Raw genomic sequence first — 17,572 nt, 5'->3', positions numbered from 1 at the left:
GCGTCCCCCTTAGTTGGATGCCTGGCGGCGCTGGTAGATGCGTGCCGCGCGCGCTTTCAGGGTGGCGGTGGCCGTGTGGTTGCCATTGCGCTCGGCCAGCAGGGCCAGATGGCACAGCGCCTCGTAATGGTCCGGCTGCAGGTAGATGCAGCGGCGCCAGTAATCGTCGGCCAGGTCCATCTTGCCGGCCAGTTCATTGATGATGCCCAGCATGAAATACGCTTCCGCCGCTTCGGGCACGCGGGCCAGGTGGGCGTGGCATTTTTCACCGGCCTCGCGCAACTGGCCACGGTCGGCCAGCAGGCGCGCCTCGGCCAGCAAATCAGCTTGCGCGGCTGGCACTGGCACTGGCACTGGCGGGGGCGATGGCACGGACACGGGGCGCGTGCGCAGCGTCGCCGGCGCGATGGGAGCGGTAGCGCGCTTTGGCGCGGGCGGCACGCTGCGCAAGGTGCGCAAGACCGGCAACGGGGCCGCCTGCGCAGGGCTGGCTGGCGCCGCCGTTTCCTTCTTCAGGGCGAAGGCCTGGCGGAACTGCAGCGTCGCAAAGCCGTTCTGGCAGAACGACGGCACTTCCGCATAGCCGGCCAGCAGCATGCCGTCGTCGGCCAGCAGGGCCGACAGCTTGTGGATGGCCGCGCGGGTGGTCGGCTTGTCGAAGTAAATCAGCAGGTTGCGGCAGAAGACGACGTCGTAATGGCGGCTGTAGGTGGCCGTATCGAACTGCAGCAAATTGCCCTGCCTGAAGGTCACCTGTTCGCGCAAGGCGTCGATGATGCGGTAGGCGTCGTCGGCCACGTGCGTGAAATAGCGCTCGCGAAAGGCCACGTCCTGGGCGCGGAAGGCATTGCGCCCATACACGCCCGCCTGCGCCCGCTCGATGCAGCCGGGGCTCAGGTCATATGCGTCGATGCTGAATGCCTGTTTCGGCACACCTTTGTCGCGCAGCGCCATGGCCATCGAATAGGGTTCCTCGCCGCCCGCGCACGGAATCGACAGGATGCGCGTGGCGCGCCCCCGCGCCCAGCGTTCCTGCACCAGTTCGACGGTGGCGTAAAACGCCTGCGGATCGCGGAACAGCCACGATTCCGGCACGACCACCAGTTCGATCAGCTGCGTCATTTCGGTCGGCGTGAGGGCCTGCAGATAGGCTGCGCTATCGGTAAAGCCCGTTTGCTCCATGCGCTGGCCGACGGCCCGCTCGGCCACGGCGTCGGAGACGGACAGGCCGGTCGCGCGGCGCAGCAGGACTTGCGCCGTCATGCCGCGCTCGCGTCTTGAAACAGCAGCGCGCGCACGTCGGGCGCCAGCAAGTGTTCCAGTTCGACCAACTGCACAATGCCGTCGGCGTCGCTGGCCACCTGGCCCAGGAACGGCGCCGTCGCCACGCCGCTGTCTTCAAGCTGCTGCGGGTCGATGTCGGCGATGCCGCGCACCTGCGAGGCCAGCAAGCCCAGCGCATGCGTGGCGCCGCCAGCCGTGCGGTAGTCGACGATGACGATGCGCGTGTCGAACTGCGCGGCGGCAGCGGGCAGCCCGGCCAGGCGCGACAGGTCGATCACGGGCACGGGCGTGCCATGCAAGTCCATCAGACCGGCCACATAGTCCGGCGTGAGCGGCAACTGCTTCAGTTCCAGCAGCGGCAAGACGCGCACGATGCCGGCCAGGGGCAGGCCATAGCGGTCGCTTCCGATGTGAAAGAGCAGTACTTTCATGGGATCAGATGTTGACGGCGAAAGTCGAGACGCTCGATTGCAGGTCGCCTGCCGCATATTGCAGCTGGTGCACCGCCTCGCTGGTGGCCTTCAGAGATTCCACCGTTTGCTGGGTGGCGTCGTTGAGCTGCATCATGGTGTCGGAAATCTGCGACGCGCCTATCGCTTGCGACTGCATGCCTTGCAGCACGGCATCAAACTGCGGCGTGAGTTTCTGCACCTGGTCCATCACGGATGACAGCTGCTCGGCCACTTGCCGCACTTCGCCCACGCTGCGGCGAATTTCCTCCGAGAATTTGTCCATGCCCATCACGCTGGCGGACACGGCCGACTGCATTTCCTTGAGCATTTGCTCGATATCCCAGGTAGAGACGGAGGTCTGGTCGGCCAGGCGGCGAATTTCCGTGGCCACCACGGAAAAGCCGCGGCCCGCCTCGCCCGCTTTTTCCGCTTCGATGGCGGCGTTCAGCGAGAGGATATTGGTCTGGTCGGCCACCTTGGTAATGGTAATCAGTACGCTATTGATATTGCTGGCTTTTTCCGACAGGGCGGCCAGCTTGGCATTGATGGAATCGGTGGCCGAGACCATGTGCTGCATGGTTGAATCCATGCGCTTGAGGTTGTTTTGCGCTTCGGCCGTGGCATTCGTCGTGTAGTCGGCCACGGCAGTGGCGTCTTCCATGGTTTTCAGCAACTGGCTCGTGTTGGCCGAGATTTCCTTGGTGGTGCTGAGAATTTCCACGCTGGTTTGCGCCTGCTCGATGCCCGTGGCTTCCTGCTGGCGCGCCGAGGCGGCAATTTCCGTGGCGGACGTGGTCACCTGGATGCCCGCTTTTTGCACATTGTTGAGCAGGCTGCGCAAGTTTTCGAACATCTTCGCCAGGCCATTGCCGAGCTGGCCGATGGCGTCGCTGCCCGTGATGCTGACCTTGCCCGTCAGGTCGCCCGAGGCCGCCTTTGACACCACTTCCAGCAGCGAATCGACCTTGGCGCGCAAGGTATTCGTGGCCGCCATCTGGCTGGACTGATTGTCTTCGATGGTTTGCGCCATGCGGTTGAATTCTTGCGTCACTTTGCCCAGTTCGTCGCGCGACAAGATGGTAGCGCGCGCACCCTGTTCGCCGCCGGCGATGCGACCGACGACGTCCGTCAGGTTGTTCAGCGGGGCGAGGATGGCTTTGCCGAGGAAGATGGAAATCGCCAGCGCCAGCACGACGCACAATGCGCCACCCAGAGCCAGGGTCAGCAGCATGATTTCCTGTAACTTGGCCGACGTCGCCGTGCGCTCCGTCAACAGCCTCGTTTCCACTTCCACCACTTCGTCGAGCATCTTGTTGGCCTGGGCGACGGCAGGGTAGCCGCCAGCGTGCATGGTGCGCGCGATCGTTTCTGTCGCGCCGGGGGCGTTGCCCAGCGCGCGGCGCTTGGCGATCAGCGGGGTGATCCAGTCCTTGACCCAGTTCGTCGTCAGGGTTTCGATCTTCCTGAAGCGCTCTACCTGTTGCGCGTTGTCCTTGGTCAAGGCAATGGCGTTTTGCAGATGCAGGCTTAGCAGCGCCTTTTCATCGCTGTCCGGGGTCAGCGACACTTCGTTGCCGGTCAAGACATAGCCGCGCACTTCCACCTGAATTTGCAGGATGGCGTTGTGGATCTTGTCGATCTCTAGCAGCACTTCCGTCGTATGCCGGTCTAGATGATTGGCGTCGGACAGGCGCGAAAAATTACTGTAGGCGATGCCCAGCAGTATCAAAATAATCGCCACGATGGAGCCGAAGCCCAGGTACAGTTTATTCTTGATACGCAGGTCTTTGAACATGGTGGCTCCGGAAGCGGGAAGTTTTCGACTAAATTGCACTGTAGCATTTTGCCATGCGGACAGCAAAATGGGGGCGATATGGGGGCGTGCAGGGCGGTAAATCGCGGCCCAGTGCGTTTCAAACGTAAAAAAGCCGCCCAGGGGCGGCTCAGGCGGATGCGGGAGGCGGTGCCTCCTAGCAACTAATTACTTCTGGCCCCGTTTTTCGCGGGCGATGGCGGCGATGCGCATGCGCAAGGCGTTCAGTTTGATGAAGCCGCCGGCGTCGGCCTGGTTGTAGGCGCCGCCGTCTTCGTCGAAGGTGGCGATGTTCATGTCGAACAGCGAGTCCGTCTTCGAATCGCGCGAGACGACGATGACATTGCCCTTGTACAGCTTGATGCGTACCCAGCCGTTCACGGTTTCCTGCGTATGATCGATCAGGGTTTGCAGGGCGACGCGCTCGGGCGCCCACCAGTAGCCGTTGTAGATCATCGACGCGTAGCGCGGCATCAAATCATCTTTCAAGTGGGCCACTTCGCGGTCCAGGGTGATCGATTCGATGGCGCGGTGGGCTTTCAGCATGATGGTGCCGCCCGGGGTTTCGTAGCAGCCGCGCGATTTCATGCCGACGTAGCGGTTTTCCACCAGGTCCAGGCGTCCCACGCCATGCTTGCCGCCCACTTTGTTCAGTTCGGCCAGCACGGTGGCAGGCGACATGCGCACGCCGTTGATGGCGACGATATCGCCTTTTTCGTATTCGATGTCCAGGTACTCGGCTTCGTCCGGCGCGTTTTCAGGACTGACGGTCCAGCGCCACATGCTTTCTTCCGCTTCGGCGCTGGGGTTTTCCAGGTGACGGCCTTCAAAGCTGATGTGCAGCAAGTTGGCATCCATCGAGTACGGCGCGCCGCCGTTCTTGTGCTTCATGTCGATGTCGATGCCGGCGTCTTGCGCGTACTTCAGCAGTTTTTCGCGCGACAGCAGATCCCACTCGCGCCATGGGGCGATGATTTTCACGCCAGGTTTGAGCGCATAGGCGCCCAGTTCGAAACGCACCTGGTCGTTGCCCTTGCCGGTCGCGCCGTGCGAGATGGCGTCGGCGCCGGTGGCGTTGGCGATTTCGATCAGGCGCTTGGCGATCAGCGGACGGGCGATCGAGGTGCCCAGCAAGTATTCGCCTTCATATACGGTATTGGCGCGGAACATCGGGAAGACGAAATCGCGCACGAATTCTTCGCGGACGTCTTCGATATGGATGTTTTCCGGCTTGATGCCGAATTTGATGGCCTTGGCGCGCGCCGGTTCCAGTTCTTCGCCCTGGCCCAGGTCGGCCGTGAAGGTGACGATTTCGCACTGGTAGTTATCTTGCAGCCATTTCAGGATGACGGAGGTGTCGAGTCCGCCGGAATAGGCCAGGACTACTTTTTTAATGTCGCTCATATTGCTTCCAGTTGTCGTTGTCGATGTATGTATTGCGATACTGCCAGAATGGTTGCAGTGCCTGGCGAATTAGGTGATTTTACCGAGTAACAGGTATTCGATTAAAGCTTTTTGCACGTGCAAACGGTTTTCCGCCTCGTCCCACACCACCGATTGCGGGCCGTCGATCACTTCGGCGGCCACTTCCTCGCCACGGTGGGCGGGCAGGCAGTGCATGAACAGCGCGTCGGGCGCGGCGCGGGCCATCTTCGCGCCATCGACGATCCAGCCGTCGAAGGCGGCAATGCGGGCCGCGTTTTCCGCTTCGTAGCCCATGCTGGTCCACACGTCCGTGTTGACCAGGTGCGCGCCCTCACAGGCGTCGGCCGGGTTGGCGAAGAAGGTGTAGCGTTCGGTCTTGACTTGCGCCAGGTCAATGTCGTAGCCCTGCGGTGTCGACACGTTGACGTGGAAACCGAACACTTCGGCCGCCTGCAGCCAGGAGTACAGCATGTTGTTGGCGTCACCGATCCAGGCGACGACCTTGCCGGCGATCGAGCCGCGGTGTTCGATGTAGGTGAAGATGTCGGCAAACACCTGGCACGGGTGGTGTTCATTGGTCAGTCCATTGATCACCGGCACGCGCGAATTGGCGGCGAAACGCTCGATGATGTCCTGGCCAAACGTGCGCACCATGATGATGTCGCACATGCGCGACATGACCTGGCCCGCGTCTTCCACCGGCTCGCCGCGGCCCAGCTGGGAATCGCGCGTGTTCAGGTAGATGGCGGCGCCGCCCAGCTGGTGCATGCCGGCTTCGAACGACAATCGGGTGCGGGTGGAGTTCTTTTCAAAGACCATTACCAGGGTGCGGTCGATCAGTGGATGGTAGATTTCGTAGTTCTTGAACTTGCGTTTGATCAGATGGGCGCGTTCGATCACATATTCATACTCTTCCAACGTGAAATCGGAGAACTGGAGGTAGTGCTTGATCGGTTTTTTTGTCGACATAATGACCACTTGAAGATGCGCAGGCCGCCGGCGGCGTGCCTTTCCCGCCGGGTTGCATCAGCGTACAACATCTCGTCTGATGGCTGCCTCGCCCGGCGCGCTGCTGTGTTGATCGGTGCCCGTGCCTGTTTGTCGCGCGGGTCGATGCGGTTTGCCAAGTTGTAAATCATGCAATGGCAGGGACTTCAGCTATTCAATTATAAGGGTTTTGCTTTTAGATTGGAAAGACTGGCCGGACGGGTACTTGTGTAGACAAGTGGCCGCGTCCAGCCAGGGGCTTGCCGCTCAATAGATGTTGGCCTGGGTGGCCGCATCTATCTGCGGCGCTACCAGCGGCAAATCGAGCGTGAAACGCGTGCCGGCGGGGCTGCTGTCCACCTGGATGGTGCCGCCCAGCAGGGCCGTGACGATGTTGTAGCTGATCGACAAACCCAGGCCGCTGCCTCCCTGGCCCAGCTTGGTAGTAAAGAAGGGGTCGAAGATGCGCGACAAATGCTGTTTGGCGATGCCGCCGCCATTGTCGGCGAAGACGACTTGCACACGCACGCCATCGAGCGTGGCCGACAGGCGCATGCAGCCTGTGCCGGCGCCGCCATCGTTGGGCGCGGGGGCAAACGCGTGCAGCAGGGCGTTGTTGATCAGATTGGTGATCACCTGGCCGAACGGGCCCGGATAGCTATCCATGGCGATGCCGAAATCGATCTCCATCTCGATGCGGTGGCCCGAGCTGCGGATGCGGTTCATGACGGTGGCGATGATTTCATTGCTCACTTGTTGCAGGTCAAACTGGCGCCGCTGCTCGGTGGTGCGGTCGACGGCCACCTGCTTGAAGCTGTTGACCAGGTCGGCCGCGCTGTGCAGGCCGCGCATCACCAGCGCCGACGCCTTGCCCGCATCGTCGATGTAGGCGGCCAGGTCGGAGCGGCGCAGGCCGGGACCGTTCATCAGGCGCTCCACGTCGTCCGTCTTTTGCTGCATGGTACTGGCGATCAATAAACTGTTGCCGATGGGGGTGTTGAGTTCATGCGCCACGCCGGCCATCAGGGAACCGAGGGCGGCCAGTTTTTCCTGCGACACCAGTTGCGCCTGGGCATCTTGCAATTGCCGGTAGGCGCTGGCATTGTCGAGCGCGATGGCGCCATACGCGCACAGGGTGCGGAAGATGAGCCGCTCGCGTTCGCCGTAGGCATGGGCATGGCAAGACTGCACCGTCATCACACCCAGCACGCGTTCGCCCACCATCAGCGGTACGTACAATACGCTCTGGTTATGCAGGGTGCCCGGGATGGTGTAGGCGTGGCGCTTGGGCGGCACCTGGTCGATATACACTTCGCGCCGGCCTAGCAGACAGCGCACGGAGTAAGCGCGTGGATTGCTCAGGGGAATGGCGTTGTCGGACAGGGGCCGGCCCGCTTCCATGCCGTGCGCCCGGCGCAGCGCCGTGCCCGCCGCATCGAGCATGTAGACGGCGAAGGTGTTGACTGGCAGTAAAGCGTGGACGTGGCGGTCGAGCACCTGGAACACGGCGCTGGCGTCGAGGTGGGTGGTGATTTCCTGGCCGATAGCCGACAGCCGTTCCAAGGTATCGCTGGTCTGTTGCAATATTTCGGCGCGGCGCGCTTCGGAGGCGGCCAGTTCGCGGTGGTGATAGCCTTCCGAACGCGCATGTTCCGTCTGGTGGTAGACCTGCATGGCGGTGGCGCGGTTGCTGGCTTGCTGGGTGTGGCTTTTTTCGCGCGCCACGCCCGCATCGAGGGCGATATCGTAGGCGCGCGCATAGTCGCCCGCATGCGCGTATTCGCGCGCCAGCGCATCGAGCAGTTCGCCGGGTGGCGAATAGCCTTCGATGGAAGCGGCTACCTGCAGTGCCTGGTGCAGGAAGTGCAGGGCCGGATTGCGTTCCAGCATGTCTGCTGGCGGCGGCAGCTCGTGGCGCGCATGCAGCATGGACAAGACGCGCAGCGCCGCCACCTGCTGCATGGCGTCGCCCTGCGTGGTGGCCAGCTGGCGCGCCCTCTGGGCCGCCTGCAGCGCCTCGTCCGGGCGGTCCAGGTAGGACAGCGCGTGGGCGCTGCCGCGCTGCGCCATGCTGCGGAAATCGGCCTGGCCCAGCGCTTCGGCGCGCTGCGCCAGGCGGCTGAAGGCGTCGAGCGCCGTATCGTAATCGCCCTTGTCCAGGCTCAGCTCGCCCAGGTGGAACAGGGCGTTGGCATAGGTGCGCGCGCCCGCCACGGGCGCCAGGATCTGCAGCGCTTCGCGCAGCAAGTCTTCGGCGGTGGCCAGGCGTCCCAGCTTGCGCATGGTTTCGGCTGTATGCGTCTGGCAGGCGCCGATGCTGCGCGGCCAGCCGGTGGGGCGCGCCAGGTCCAGCGCGCACTGCATCCATTCGAGGGCCGATTCGTTGTCGTTGAGGCTGGCGAAACAGTCGCCGATATTGATGGCGGCCGTGATGGCGCCGCGCAGCTGGCCGCTTTCCAGCGCCGCTTCATAGCTTTGCATGTAGTAGCCGGCAGCCGTGCCCAGGTCGCGCGAACTGTGCGCCAGCAAGCCGTGAAAGTCATGCACCCAGGCAGCCAGCGGCGCGGGCAGCTTGCCGCTGGCGCTGTCGGCCTGGAAATGGTTGCCCCAGTGCGTCTGGGCGGCTGGCGCATCGCGCAACACAGCCCAGCGCGCCGTGGCCGCGTTGGCCAGGCTGGCGCGCATGGCATCGCCGGCGCCGTGCGCTTGCTGTGCCGCGGCCAGCAGTTCGCCATCGCAACGGGCATGGTCGCCGCGGTCGACGGCAATCGAGGACAGCAGCCAGTGGGCGTCGGCGCAACCGGCGCCGTCACCGTGCGCACACAGGATGGCGTGCGCCGCCATGGCCAAGCTTTCTGCCACGTCAAGCGCACCTTGCAGCCATGCCACTTCCGCCTGTACCAGCTGCAGGCGCGCCTGCGCCTGTTCCAGTGCGGCCGGTTCCAGGCCAGCCAATGGCAGCAGCATGTGTGCTTCCTCGCTTAGCTGAATTGCTCTAATGCAATCACGCTGGCGCAAATGCCAGGACAGCAACAGCAGCAACGGTACGCGCACGGTGCCGCGCAACGGCATCAATACGCTTTCCCACTGCGCTACTTCATGTTCGAGCGCGAACATTTCCATTCAAGCATACTCCCCGCAAACAGTGGCGCCAGCCTGCGACCGCACAGGCCATGTGTGATGGCATTGTAAGCTGCATTCAGGGGAATTGTTCAGTGTGCCGGACAGAATTGTGCGCCCCGCACGGACGCCAAAGCAGGGCGCTTACCCTGCCGGTGGTGCTTAACGCGACACCAGGCGGATGCTGGCGCTGCCGCTCACGGTGCTGGCGCTGTGCATGTCGGCGGGCATGCGCAAGCCGGGCAAGAACTGGGCATCGTCGATCACCACGCGCTCCCCCACATTGCTGAAAACGAAGGTCGCGCCCTGTTTGCTGACGAACTGGCCAGGTCCGGTGGGGTAGATTTCCACGCGGGGCTTTTCCTGCCATTCACGGTCATCGATCAGGCGGCCAAAGAAATGCTTGTCCTGCTGGTGGACTTCCAGTCGTTGTCCATTCGACATGCGATATTGCTGCTCGATGTCGAGGGCTTCCTGGGCCGTGACGTGATAGTAGGTGCCAGAGGTGACGCGCACACTGTCAGTGGTTTGCGATGCAACGGCAGTTTGGGCCTGGGCGGTGCCGCCGACAAGGGCGAAGAGGGCGGCGATAATGGGGAGGACGCGTTTGGTATGCATGACATTCACCTTCGATCAGGATGACAGGATGGGTTGGAGTTAGATCGTGTGGTCGCTGGCAGGTTTCCGGCAGGGACTGGTGTCAAGTTAACAAACGCGCCGGGCCAGCGCCAGCGGCAGGCGATGGACGACAGGTTTTAGGCGATGAAATGCATAAAACGGCAGATGAGAGGTGTTGGGATTAAAAGCGGAAAGCGAACTTGGCGACAAAATTAAATTTTGCCACCAAGCATTTTTTATCGCCATATGTGCGTTGCGGCGCGTGCTTAATACAAGGTCTGCGCCGATTCGTGCAGCAACTGGCCATACAGTGTATGGCGCATCTTGGCGATCTTGCCTTCAGATAAGGCTTGCAGGATGGCGCATTGCGGCTCGATCAGGTGGCGGCAGTTATAAAACTTGCAGCCGCCCAAGTAGGGCTGGAATTCGCGGAAGGCCCGCTCCAGCATGCCTTCGGACAAGTGGTACAGACCGAATTCCTGGAATCCGGGTGAATCGATGATGGAACTGTTCGCGCCCAGTTCGTCGAGCTTGTACAGGCGCGTAAAGGTCGTCGTGTGCTTGCCCGTGTCGAGCGCGGCGGAGATTTCGCGCACGGCAATGTCCGCGTCCGGTACCAGCAGGTTGATCAGCGACGACTTGCCCATGCCCGACTGGCCGATCAGGATCGACGACTGGCCCGCCAGCAGCGGCGCCAGGGTGGCCACGGCGTGTTCCGGTTCGGCGCGTGCCGACACTTCATCGACGGGATAGCCCATCGATGAATACGGCAGCAGGCGTTCGCGCGCGCGCTCCAGCGAGGCCGTCACGTCCGTTTTATTCAGGATGATGCGCGCCGCGATGCCGGCCGCGTCGGCCGCCACCAGCGAGCGCGAAATCAGGTCGTCGGCAAAGCCCGGTTCCGTCGCCACGACGATGAACAGCTGCGTCAAATTGGCGGCCAGCAATTTCGATTTGTACTGGTCCGAGCGGTACAGCAGGGTCTTGCGTTCCTCGATGCGGTCGATGACGGCCTGGTCGTTGGAGGTGCGCGTCAGGTGCACGATGTCGCCCACGGCCACATTGGTTTTCTTGCCGCGCGTCACGCATTGCAGCTTGGCGCCGTCCACGTCGGCCAGATAGTGGCGGCCGTGGGCGGCGATGATGACGCCCGTCAACTTGCCTTCGCTCATGGGGCCACCTGGCTGCTCTGGTAGATGAGGTCGGCCTTGGCGGCGCAGATGAAGTCGTTTTCGGACAGGCCGCCGGCGCCCTGGTTGACCGAGTGCGTATCGTAGCGCACGGCGCAGGTTTTATAAGTAATGATGAGCTCCGGATGGTGGTCTTGCGTATGGGTCATATAGGCCAGGGCGTTCACGAACGCCAGGGTCTGGTAGTAATTCTTGAAGCCGAAGTCGCGGCACAGCTTGCCATTTTGCAGCGTCCACTGGGGCAGCAAGGCGTGCAGGGTGGCGATGTCCGTGTCGCCCAGCGCCTGCTGGCGTGGCGAGCAACTCAGTTGGGACAGGTCTTGCGAAGTCGATGGCGTATTCATGTGGCAGCCCCTTTCAGGTGGCGGATGCGCACGCTGGCCGGCGGATGCGAGTCGTAGAAGGCCGAGTGCAGCGGGTCGGGCGTCAGGGTTGACGCATTGTCTTCATACATTTTCACCAGCGCCGAGACCAGGTCGTCCGCCTGCGTGTGCGTGGCGGCAAAGGCGTCGGCTTCGAATTCGTGCTTGCGCGAGCTGAGCGAGGTCAGCGGTCCCAACAGAAAAGTGAAGACGGGCAAGGCCAGCATGAACAGCAACAGGGCCAGCGCATCCGTCGGCTGGCCCGTCAGTGCCAGGGTGACGGGATCAATGCCCAGGCCTGCGTAAAACCATGGCTGCGTCTTCAGGAAGCCCAGCAAGGCCAAAAAGCCCAGCGAGATGACGAACATCATGGCGATGCGCTTGACGATGTGCTTGAGCTTGAAATGGCCCAGTTCATGCGCCAGCACGGCTTCGATTTCCTGTGGCGCCAGGCGCGACAGCAGAGTGTCGAAGAAGACGATGCGCTTGTTGGCGCCAAAACCCGAGAAATACGCATTGCCGTGGGCGCTGCGCTTCGAGCCGTCCATGACGAACAAGCCTTTCGAGGCGAAACCGACGCGCTGCATCAAGCCTTCGATGCGGCTTTTCAGCGATTCATCGGCCAGCGGCGTGAATTTGTTGAACAGGGGAGCGATGACGGTGGGAAACAACACCATCATCAGCAACTGGAAGCCGCTCCAGACAAACCAGGCGTACAACCACCACAGGTCGCCCGACTTGGCCATCAGGGTCAGCACGACCCAGATCAGCGGCAAGCCGATGAGCGCGCCCAGGCCCACGCCCTTGAGCATGTCCGTGAAGAACAGCTTGCGTGCCATGGTGTTGAAGCCGAAGCGCTGCTCCAGCACAAATTGGCGGTAATAGTCGAAAGGCAGGTCGATCAAGCCGGAAATGGCGGCAAAGGCGGCGATCAGGCCGATCTGGTACAGCATGGGCGAACCCGGTCCCATCCATGCATTCAGGTACAGCGCCAGCCATTGCAAGCCGCCCAACAGGGTGAAGCCGATCAGCACGGCATAGTTGAGCAGCAGGGTCAGCAAGCCGAACTTGGTTTTGGCTACCGTGTAATCTGCCGCCTTCTGGTGCGCCGCCAGCGGGATCTTTTCCGCGAATTCGGGCGGGACTGCAGCGCGGTGAGCCAGCACGTGGCGGATTTGCCGCGAAGCGAGCCAAAAGCGCACGGCCAGGGTCAAAACGAGGACGGATACAAACAAAATCGAAAACGCGAGTGAATACATTCTGTGCCTGTGAGAAAATGGCTGATTATTTAGTTTGATTAGGCCAAGAGAGAATTATGTCACAAGCGACCGATTTAGCCGCACCCGCCGTCCTGCCACGTCCAAATGAGATGAACCTGGTCTGGGTCGACATGGAAATGACGGGCCTGGAGCCCGATACCGACCGCATCATCGAAGTGGCGGTGGTGGTGACGGACATGCATTTGAACTTGCTGGCCGAAGGCCCCGTGTTCGTGATACACCAGTCGGATGAAACCCTGAACAAGATGGATGCCTGGAACAAGGGCACGCATGGCCGTTCCGGCCTGATCGACAAGGTGAAAGCGTCGAGCGTGACGGAAGCGCAGGCGGAAGCGGAACTGATCGCCTTCCTGAAGAAATACGTGCCAGCAGGCAAGTCGCCCATGTGCGGCAACACCATCGGCCAGGACCGCCGCTTCATGGTGCGCGGCATGCCGAAGCTGGAAGCGTTCTTCCACTACCGAAATGTTGACGTATCGACATTGAAAGAGCTGTGTAAACGCTGGAAGCCGGAAATCGCCACCGGTTTCAAGAAACACCAGAAGCACACGGCCATGGCCGATATCCTTGAGTCGATCGAAGAGCTCAAGTACTACCGCGAAAATTTCATCAAGTTATAATTTTTCGCATGTTCCAAAGGCGAGGGTGGACCATGCGCCATCCTCGTCTTGCCACTCCAGCGCAAACGGTCCCGTTTGCCGTAAGTCCGTGATCCAGTGCACTGCGCCAGGCTGGCGATAATATGCCTGGCATAGGCCAAATTTTCCCTTCAGCCGGCACAGCACCAATCCCTCGCCCGCCACGGCGCACCATTGCTCATTCATATCGATCAAGGCCACGGCCGGGTCGCCATAGAATTCGCCAAGCTCTTGCCGCCACCCATCGGCCGCTGTCACGCTGGCCTGTTCATACTCGTGCTGGACAAGGTATTTGGCGCTGCGCGCCAGTTCGCGGCGACTCATGCTGTCTCCACGGTGGGCCAGACGGTTTCCTGGTCGGCGCGCGCCTCGGCGATCAGCCATTCGCAGAATGCATGCACGAGGGGACGCGTTTCCGCCTGGGGCGAGCGCAGCAGGTAGTAGCAGTGGGGGCCGCGCACCGCGTGTTCGAATACGCGCACCAGGCGGCCCGAGCGCAGGTCGTCGCCGATCAGGGGGCTGGCGGCAATCGCCACGCCCTGGCCGCTGGCGGCCGCGTCCAGGCACAAATACGTGTGCGAAAAGCGCGCGCCGCTGTTGCCGCTATTGCCGCTGTAATGCACGCCGCAGCTGTTCAGCCAGCGCGTCCAGTCGATTTCGCCGGGCAGGTGCACTTCCGGCTCGTCGTGCAGCAGCGGGTAGCGCAGCAGGTCGGCGGGCTGGCGCAGGCTGGCCGCGTTGGCGCGAAAGCCGGGGCTGCAGACGGCGGAAAACCACTCTTCCATGAGTAAATCGACCTTCAGGCCCGGATAGCGGCCCGGTCCCAGGCGAATGGCCACATCCACGCCATCGCGTGCCAGGTCGACCGGGTGCATCGACGCCAGCACGCGCAGTTCGATCTGCGGGTAGCGGTCGCGCAAGCGTCCCAGGCGCGGCATCAGCCAGCGCGAGACGAGCGAGCTGGTGGCCGTCACCGTCACCACTTTGTCGTCGCCCTGGCGCCGCGCCTGTTCGGACACATCGGCCAACTGGTTAAGGATGGGCCCTAGCGAGACCGCATAGCGCTGGCCGGCGCTGGTGAGCACCACGCCGCGCGGCAGGCGCTGGAATAGCACGACACCGAGCCACGCTTCCAGCTGTTTCACATGGTGGCCGATGGCACCGGCCGAGACGTGCAATTCTTCGCCCGCGCGCTGGAAGCCTTCATGGCGCGCGGCCGCCTCGAAGGCGTGCAGGGCGGCGAGCGGTGGCAATGGACGTGACATAACACTCTTCAAGAGAATTGAGCCTCAGTATGATTTGGCCTATCCGTGAAGAATATTGGTTTGTTTCATTTTGCGCAAGCGAATATGATGCCGTCACTGCCTGAAGTGACCCGCAATATGATTAATGCAGGATTATTCGCGCAAGCATCCCAAGCCAGGAACGAGACCGCCCGCAGAGGCGCTCCGGACAGCCCGCCTTGTTCTTCGTTCTACCCGATTTATTTGAAGAGGTTTAGTCATGTCTGATCGCCGCGCTGTTGCGCTGGTGTTGCTGTCGGCCGCCGGTTTCGGTAGTTCCGCAGTGTTTGCCAAAGCGGCCTATGCGTCCGGGGTCAACCCGTCGACCATGCTGGCCTTGCGTTTCGTCATCGCCGCCATGCTGTTGCTGCCGCTCGTGTGGCTGGGCGGCTGGCGCTTGCCGCGCGGCCGCCTGCTGGCCGGCTACATGCTGATGGGGCTGATGTACACGGCCCAGTCGCAAGGCTATTTCAATGCCCTCATGTATGCCAGCAGTGGCTTGTGCGGCATGCTGCTGTACGTGTATCCCGTGCTGGTGACCATTCTGGCGCTGGGGCTGGGCTGGGAAAAGCTGGACCGGCGCATGCTGGTGCTGATGGCGCTGGCGATTGCCGGCATGGCCATCACCCTGGGCGGCAAGCTGCAGGGCCAGCCCATCGGCATCGCCCTGGCATTGATGGCGGCCGGCGTATACGCCGTGTACATTCTGTTTGGCAACAGTCTGTCGAAAAGCCGCGAGAATATTCACCCATTGGCCGCTTGCGTGGTGATTTTGGGCACGGCTGGCTTGTCGAATACTGCGATTGCTTTGTGGCAAGGCATTTCCTTGCCGGGCACGGCGACGGGCTGGCTGGCCGTCAGCGCCATCGCCCTGTTCTCGACGGCCATCGCAATTGCCGCCTTCTTTGCCGGCGTGGCGCACATCGGCGCGGCCAAGGCTTCCATCATTTCCACCTTTGAACCTGTCATCACGATGGCGTTCGGCGTGACCTTGCTGAAAGAATCCGTCAGCGGCACGCAATTGCTCGGTGGCGCCATGGTGCTGGCGGCCGTGGTCTTGCTGGCGCAGCGGCCCACTGCCAAGCCGATAGCCATGCCGGGCGTGCAGGCGAGCGCCTGACTTTTTTTCCCGAACTGATCGGCTGTATCGATCGGTCTCCTTTGCGCCGCGACGGGTTTCCTGTCGCGGCGCTTTTTTTCGTCCGCTTTCAGGCGCGCACACAAATAAGCATTGATTGCGAATGATTCTCATTTATAATCGATGTCAAGATTCCCCCACCACCAGCCAGCCCATGCCAGCCAGTGTTCGCCTTGAAAGGAGACACCGTGTCGAGCACCTTCCCTATTTGCAATACCGAGCTGGTTGCCAGCGAATTTGCCCGCCTGCGCCGCGAGAAGAAAGCCCGCCACCGCGACATCGCCGAGGAACTGGGCATAGCCGAAGGCGAGCTGATCGCTGCGCATGCGGGCCTGTCGCTGGCCGATGGCGCCTTGCTGGGTGCCGTGCGCCTGCAGGCCGACTGGCCCGCCATCATCGCCGCCCTGGAACCGCTGGGCGAAGTCATGGCGCTGACGCGCAATGCCTCGTGCGTGCATGAAAAGACGGGCGTGTATCGAAAAGCCAGCCACAACAATCATGTGGGCCTGGTGCTGGGCGGCGACATCGACCTGCGCGTGTTTTACCGCCACTGGGCGCATGGCTTTGCCGTACGCGAGGTGAACGAAAAAGGGGGTGAGAAGGAAGTGCAGCGCAGCCTGCAATTTTTCGATGCGGCCGGCCATGCCGTGCACAAGATTTTCCTCAAGTCGCACAGCGACATTGCCGCCTACGACGCGCTGGTGACGCATTTTGCCGACGCAGACCAGGCGGCCGGCATTGCCGTGACGGCGCAAGCGGCGGCGCCGGCCGAACTGCCCGACGCGCAGATCGACGTGGCCGGCTTTCGCGCCGCCTGGGCCGATTTGCGCGATACGCATGAATTTTTCACCGTGTTGAAAAAATATTCGGTCTCGCGCCTGCAAGGCCTGCGCCTGGCGGAGGCGCGCTTCGTGCAGCAGATCGACAAATCCTGCGTGCTCGACCTGCTCAATGGCGCCGCCCTTGAAAAGGTGGCTATCATGGCCTTCGTCGGCAATGCCGGCATGATCCAGATCCATTCGGGGCCCGTGCACAAGATCGCGGTGATGGGGCCGTGGATCAATGTCCTCGACACGCGCTTCAACCTGCATTTGCGCGAAGACCATATCGCCAGCGCCTGGGTGGTGAAAAAGCCGACCGTCGATGGCCTGGTGACGTCCGTGGAACTGTTCGACGCCAAGGGCGACACCATTGTCATGTTCTTCGGCGAACGCAAGCCGGGCGTGCATGAGCTGTGCGAATGGCGCAATGTCGTTGAGCGCGTGCTGCAGGAGGGCGAACTATGCGCCGCATGATCGCGGCCAGCGTGGCGCGTCGCATCGCGCTGAAAAAAATGGGGGCCAGCGCATTGGCGCTGGCCGCGCCTCTGCAGGTGTTCGCCGCGCCGATGCAGGTGCTGGCGGCCGTCAGCGACGCGGCCAAGCCGGTGATCAAGGCGCGGCGCATCGTCAGCGTGGGCGGCGCGTTGACGGAAATCGTCTATGCGATCGAAGCACAGGGCGAACTGGTGGGCGTCGATACCACCTCGCTGTATCCAGCCGTGGCGCAACAGCTGGCGCAGGTGGGTTACGCGCGCACCTTGTCGGCCGAGGGCGTGCTGTCGCTGGCGCCCACGCAGCTGATCGCCACCGAGGAAGCGGGTCCGCAAGCGGTGCTGCGCCAGGTGCGCGACGCGGGCGTGCCGGTGGCAGTGCTGAACGCGAATAACAAATTCGAAGGCTTGATCGAGCGCGTGAAACAGGTGGGCCAGATCACGGGCCGGACCAATCCGGCTGCGCGCCTGGCGCACGTTTTGCGACAACAGTGGGACCGTGCCCTGGCCAAGGTGCGCCAGCGCAGCCAATCACCGCAACAATCAGCCGTGCGCGTGCTGTTCATCCTCGCCCATGCGCCCAACCAGGTGATGGTGGGCGGGCGCGAGACGGGCGCCGACGCCATGCTCGCGTATGCGGGTGCCGTCAACGTGATGGGCGGGCAGGGTG

16 protein-coding genes are annotated in these 17,572 nt (G+C 62.3%); 4 read left to right on the top strand and 12 right to left on the bottom strand.

Translation table 11 applies throughout. The annotated features are described in order from the left end of the window. Positions 1 to 9 precede the first annotated feature (9 nt). From CSZ94_RS22180 to CSZ94_RS22135, 10 genes are all read right to left on the bottom strand, one after another. Positions 10 to 1,263, bottom strand: a complete 1,254-nt coding sequence (locus CSZ94_RS22180) for a CheR family methyltransferase (RefSeq protein ID WP_102123509.1) — start codon at positions 1,261 to 1,263, stop codon at positions 10 to 12. Further along, positions 1,260 to 1,715, bottom strand: coding sequence for a chemotaxis protein CheW (locus tag CSZ94_RS22175; protein WP_102123508.1), 456 nt, complete (start codon positions 1,713 to 1,715; stop codon positions 1,260 to 1,262). The genes CSZ94_RS22180 and CSZ94_RS22175 overlap by 4 nt, the downstream gene beginning before the upstream one ends. 4 nt (positions 1,716 to 1,719) lie before the next feature. Continuing rightward, positions 1,720 to 3,531, bottom strand: a complete 1,812-nt coding sequence (locus CSZ94_RS22170) for a methyl-accepting chemotaxis protein (RefSeq protein WP_102123507.1) — start codon at positions 3,529 to 3,531, stop codon at positions 1,720 to 1,722. Positions 3,532 to 3,717: 186 nt separating this feature from the next. Further along, the gene (locus tag CSZ94_RS22165; protein WP_102123506.1) at positions 3,718 to 4,953 is read right to left on the bottom strand and encodes an argininosuccinate synthase; all 1,236 of its coding nucleotides are present in this window, start codon (positions 4,951 to 4,953) and stop codon (positions 3,718 to 3,720) included. A 69-nt stretch (positions 4,954 to 5,022) separates the two neighbouring features. Beyond that, positions 5,023 to 5,943, bottom strand: a complete 921-nt coding sequence (gene argF, locus CSZ94_RS22160; protein ID WP_102123505.1) for an ornithine carbamoyltransferase — start codon at positions 5,941 to 5,943, stop codon at positions 5,023 to 5,025. A gap of 285 nt (positions 5,944 to 6,228) precedes the next feature. After that, on the bottom strand, positions 6,229 to 9,078 hold the full coding sequence (locus CSZ94_RS22155) for an ATP-binding protein (protein WP_258001141.1): 2,850 nt from the start codon (positions 9,076 to 9,078) through the stop codon (positions 6,229 to 6,231). A gap of 165 nt (positions 9,079 to 9,243) precedes the next feature. Beyond that, on the bottom strand, positions 9,244 to 9,699 hold the full coding sequence (locus CSZ94_RS22150) for a hypothetical protein (protein ID WP_102123503.1): 456 nt from the start codon (positions 9,697 to 9,699) through the stop codon (positions 9,244 to 9,246). 266 nt (positions 9,700 to 9,965) lie between these two features. Beyond that, positions 9,966 to 10,871 carry a ribosome small subunit-dependent GTPase A gene (rsgA, locus tag CSZ94_RS22145; protein ID WP_035825976.1) on the bottom strand — a complete coding sequence of 302 codons (906 nt, stop codon included), beginning with the start codon at positions 10,869 to 10,871 and terminating at the stop codon, positions 9,966 to 9,968. After that, entirely contained in the window at positions 10,868 to 11,233 is a 366-nt protein-coding gene (locus CSZ94_RS22140) for a 4a-hydroxytetrahydrobiopterin dehydratase (protein ID WP_102123502.1), read from the bottom strand. The genes rsgA and CSZ94_RS22140 overlap by 4 nt, the downstream gene beginning before the upstream one ends. After that, complete coding sequence (locus CSZ94_RS22135; RefSeq protein ID WP_102123501.1) at positions 11,230 to 12,510, bottom strand: M48 family metallopeptidase; 1,281 nt, start codon at positions 12,508 to 12,510, stop codon at positions 11,230 to 11,232. The genes CSZ94_RS22140 and CSZ94_RS22135 overlap by 4 nt, the downstream gene beginning before the upstream one ends. Before the next feature lie 56 nt (positions 12,511 to 12,566). On the opposite strand from CSZ94_RS22135, the gene orn reads away from it, so the two are divergent. After that, entirely contained in the window at positions 12,567 to 13,151 is a 585-nt protein-coding gene (orn, locus tag CSZ94_RS22130) for an oligoribonuclease (protein WP_180977581.1), read from the top strand. On the opposite strand, the gene CSZ94_RS22125 is transcribed toward orn, so the two are convergent. Then, a complete protein-coding gene (locus CSZ94_RS22125; RefSeq protein ID WP_102123499.1) occupies positions 13,146 to 13,493 on the bottom strand; it encodes a hypothetical protein in 348 nt (115 codons plus the stop codon). The two genes, orn and CSZ94_RS22125, sit on opposite strands and share 6 nt — an antisense overlap. After that, positions 13,490 to 14,434 carry a transcriptional regulator GcvA gene (gcvA, locus tag CSZ94_RS22120; RefSeq protein ID WP_102123498.1) on the bottom strand — a complete coding sequence of 315 codons (945 nt, stop codon included), beginning with the start codon at positions 14,432 to 14,434 and terminating at the stop codon, positions 13,490 to 13,492. Before gcvA ends, CSZ94_RS22125 begins: the two co-directional genes overlap by 4 nt. A 238-nt stretch (positions 14,435 to 14,672) precedes the next feature. Between gcvA and CSZ94_RS22115 the strand changes: the two genes are divergently transcribed. The 3 genes from CSZ94_RS22115 to CSZ94_RS22105 all read left to right on the top strand — a co-directional run. Continuing rightward, positions 14,673 to 15,572: a DMT family transporter gene (locus CSZ94_RS22115; protein WP_102123497.1), complete on the top strand. Its 900-nt coding sequence runs from the start codon at positions 14,673 to 14,675 to the stop codon at positions 15,570 to 15,572. A 206-nt stretch (positions 15,573 to 15,778) separates the two neighbouring features. Then, positions 15,779 to 16,885 carry a hemin-degrading factor gene (locus CSZ94_RS22110; protein ID WP_180977580.1) on the top strand — a complete coding sequence of 369 codons (1,107 nt, stop codon included), beginning with the start codon at positions 15,779 to 15,781 and terminating at the stop codon, positions 16,883 to 16,885. Then, positions 16,873 to 17,572, top strand: a 700-nt coding sequence (locus CSZ94_RS22105) for a heme/hemin ABC transporter substrate-binding protein (protein WP_102123496.1), incomplete at its 3' end; no start/stop codon positions are given. The genes CSZ94_RS22110 and CSZ94_RS22105, both read left to right, overlap by 13 nt.

It is taken from the genome of Janthinobacterium sp. ROICE36 (assembly GCF_002869965.1).
Classification (GTDB): Bacteria; Pseudomonadota; Gammaproteobacteria; order Burkholderiales; family Burkholderiaceae_D; genus Janthinobacterium.
Note: the sequence above shows the minus strand (reverse complement) of the source record. Positions and strands in the feature narration are given on the sequence as shown.

What these genes read in the sequence shown, in the direction of transcription:
- CSZ94_RS22180 (WP_102123509.1), bottom strand. Translation starts at nt 1,263, where the DNA reads ATGACGGCGCAAGTCCTGCTGCGCCGCGCGACCGGCCTGTCCGTCTCC.
- CSZ94_RS22175 (WP_102123508.1), bottom strand. Translation starts at nt 1,715, where the DNA reads ATGAAAGTACTGCTCTTTCACATCGGAAGCGACCGCTATGGCCTGCCC.
- CSZ94_RS22170 (WP_102123507.1), bottom strand. Translation starts at nt 3,531, where the DNA reads ATGTTCAAAGACCTGCGTATCAAGAATAAACTGTACCTGGGCTTCGGC.
- CSZ94_RS22165 (WP_102123506.1), bottom strand. Translation starts at nt 4,953, where the DNA reads ATGAGCGACATTAAAAAAGTAGTCCTGGCCTATTCCGGCGGACTCGAC.
- argF (WP_102123505.1), bottom strand. Translation starts at nt 5,943, where the DNA reads ATGTCGACAAAAAAACCGATCAAGCACTACCTCCAGTTCTCCGATTTC.
- CSZ94_RS22155 (WP_258001141.1), bottom strand. Translation starts at nt 9,078, where the DNA reads ATGTTCGCGCTCGAACATGAAGTAGCGCAGTGGGAAAGCGTATTGATG.
- CSZ94_RS22150 (WP_102123503.1), bottom strand. Translation starts at nt 9,699, where the DNA reads ATGCATACCAAACGCGTCCTCCCCATTATCGCCGCCCTCTTCGCCCTT.
- rsgA (WP_035825976.1), bottom strand. Translation starts at nt 10,871, where the DNA reads ATGAGCGAAGGCAAGTTGACGGGCGTCATCATCGCCGCCCACGGCCGC.
- CSZ94_RS22140 (WP_102123502.1), bottom strand. Translation starts at nt 11,233, where the DNA reads ATGAATACGCCATCGACTTCGCAAGACCTGTCCCAACTGAGTTGCTCG.
- CSZ94_RS22135 (WP_102123501.1), bottom strand. Translation starts at nt 12,510, where the DNA reads ATGTATTCACTCGCGTTTTCGATTTTGTTTGTATCCGTCCTCGTTTTG.
- orn (WP_180977581.1), top strand. Translation starts at nt 12,567, where the DNA reads ATGTCACAAGCGACCGATTTAGCCGCACCCGCCGTCCTGCCACGTCCA.
- CSZ94_RS22125 (WP_102123499.1), bottom strand. Translation starts at nt 13,493, where the DNA reads ATGAGTCGCCGCGAACTGGCGCGCAGCGCCAAATACCTTGTCCAGCAC.
- gcvA (WP_102123498.1), bottom strand. Translation starts at nt 14,434, where the DNA reads ATGTCACGTCCATTGCCACCGCTCGCCGCCCTGCACGCCTTCGAGGCG.
- CSZ94_RS22115 (WP_102123497.1), top strand. Translation starts at nt 14,673, where the DNA reads ATGTCTGATCGCCGCGCTGTTGCGCTGGTGTTGCTGTCGGCCGCCGGT.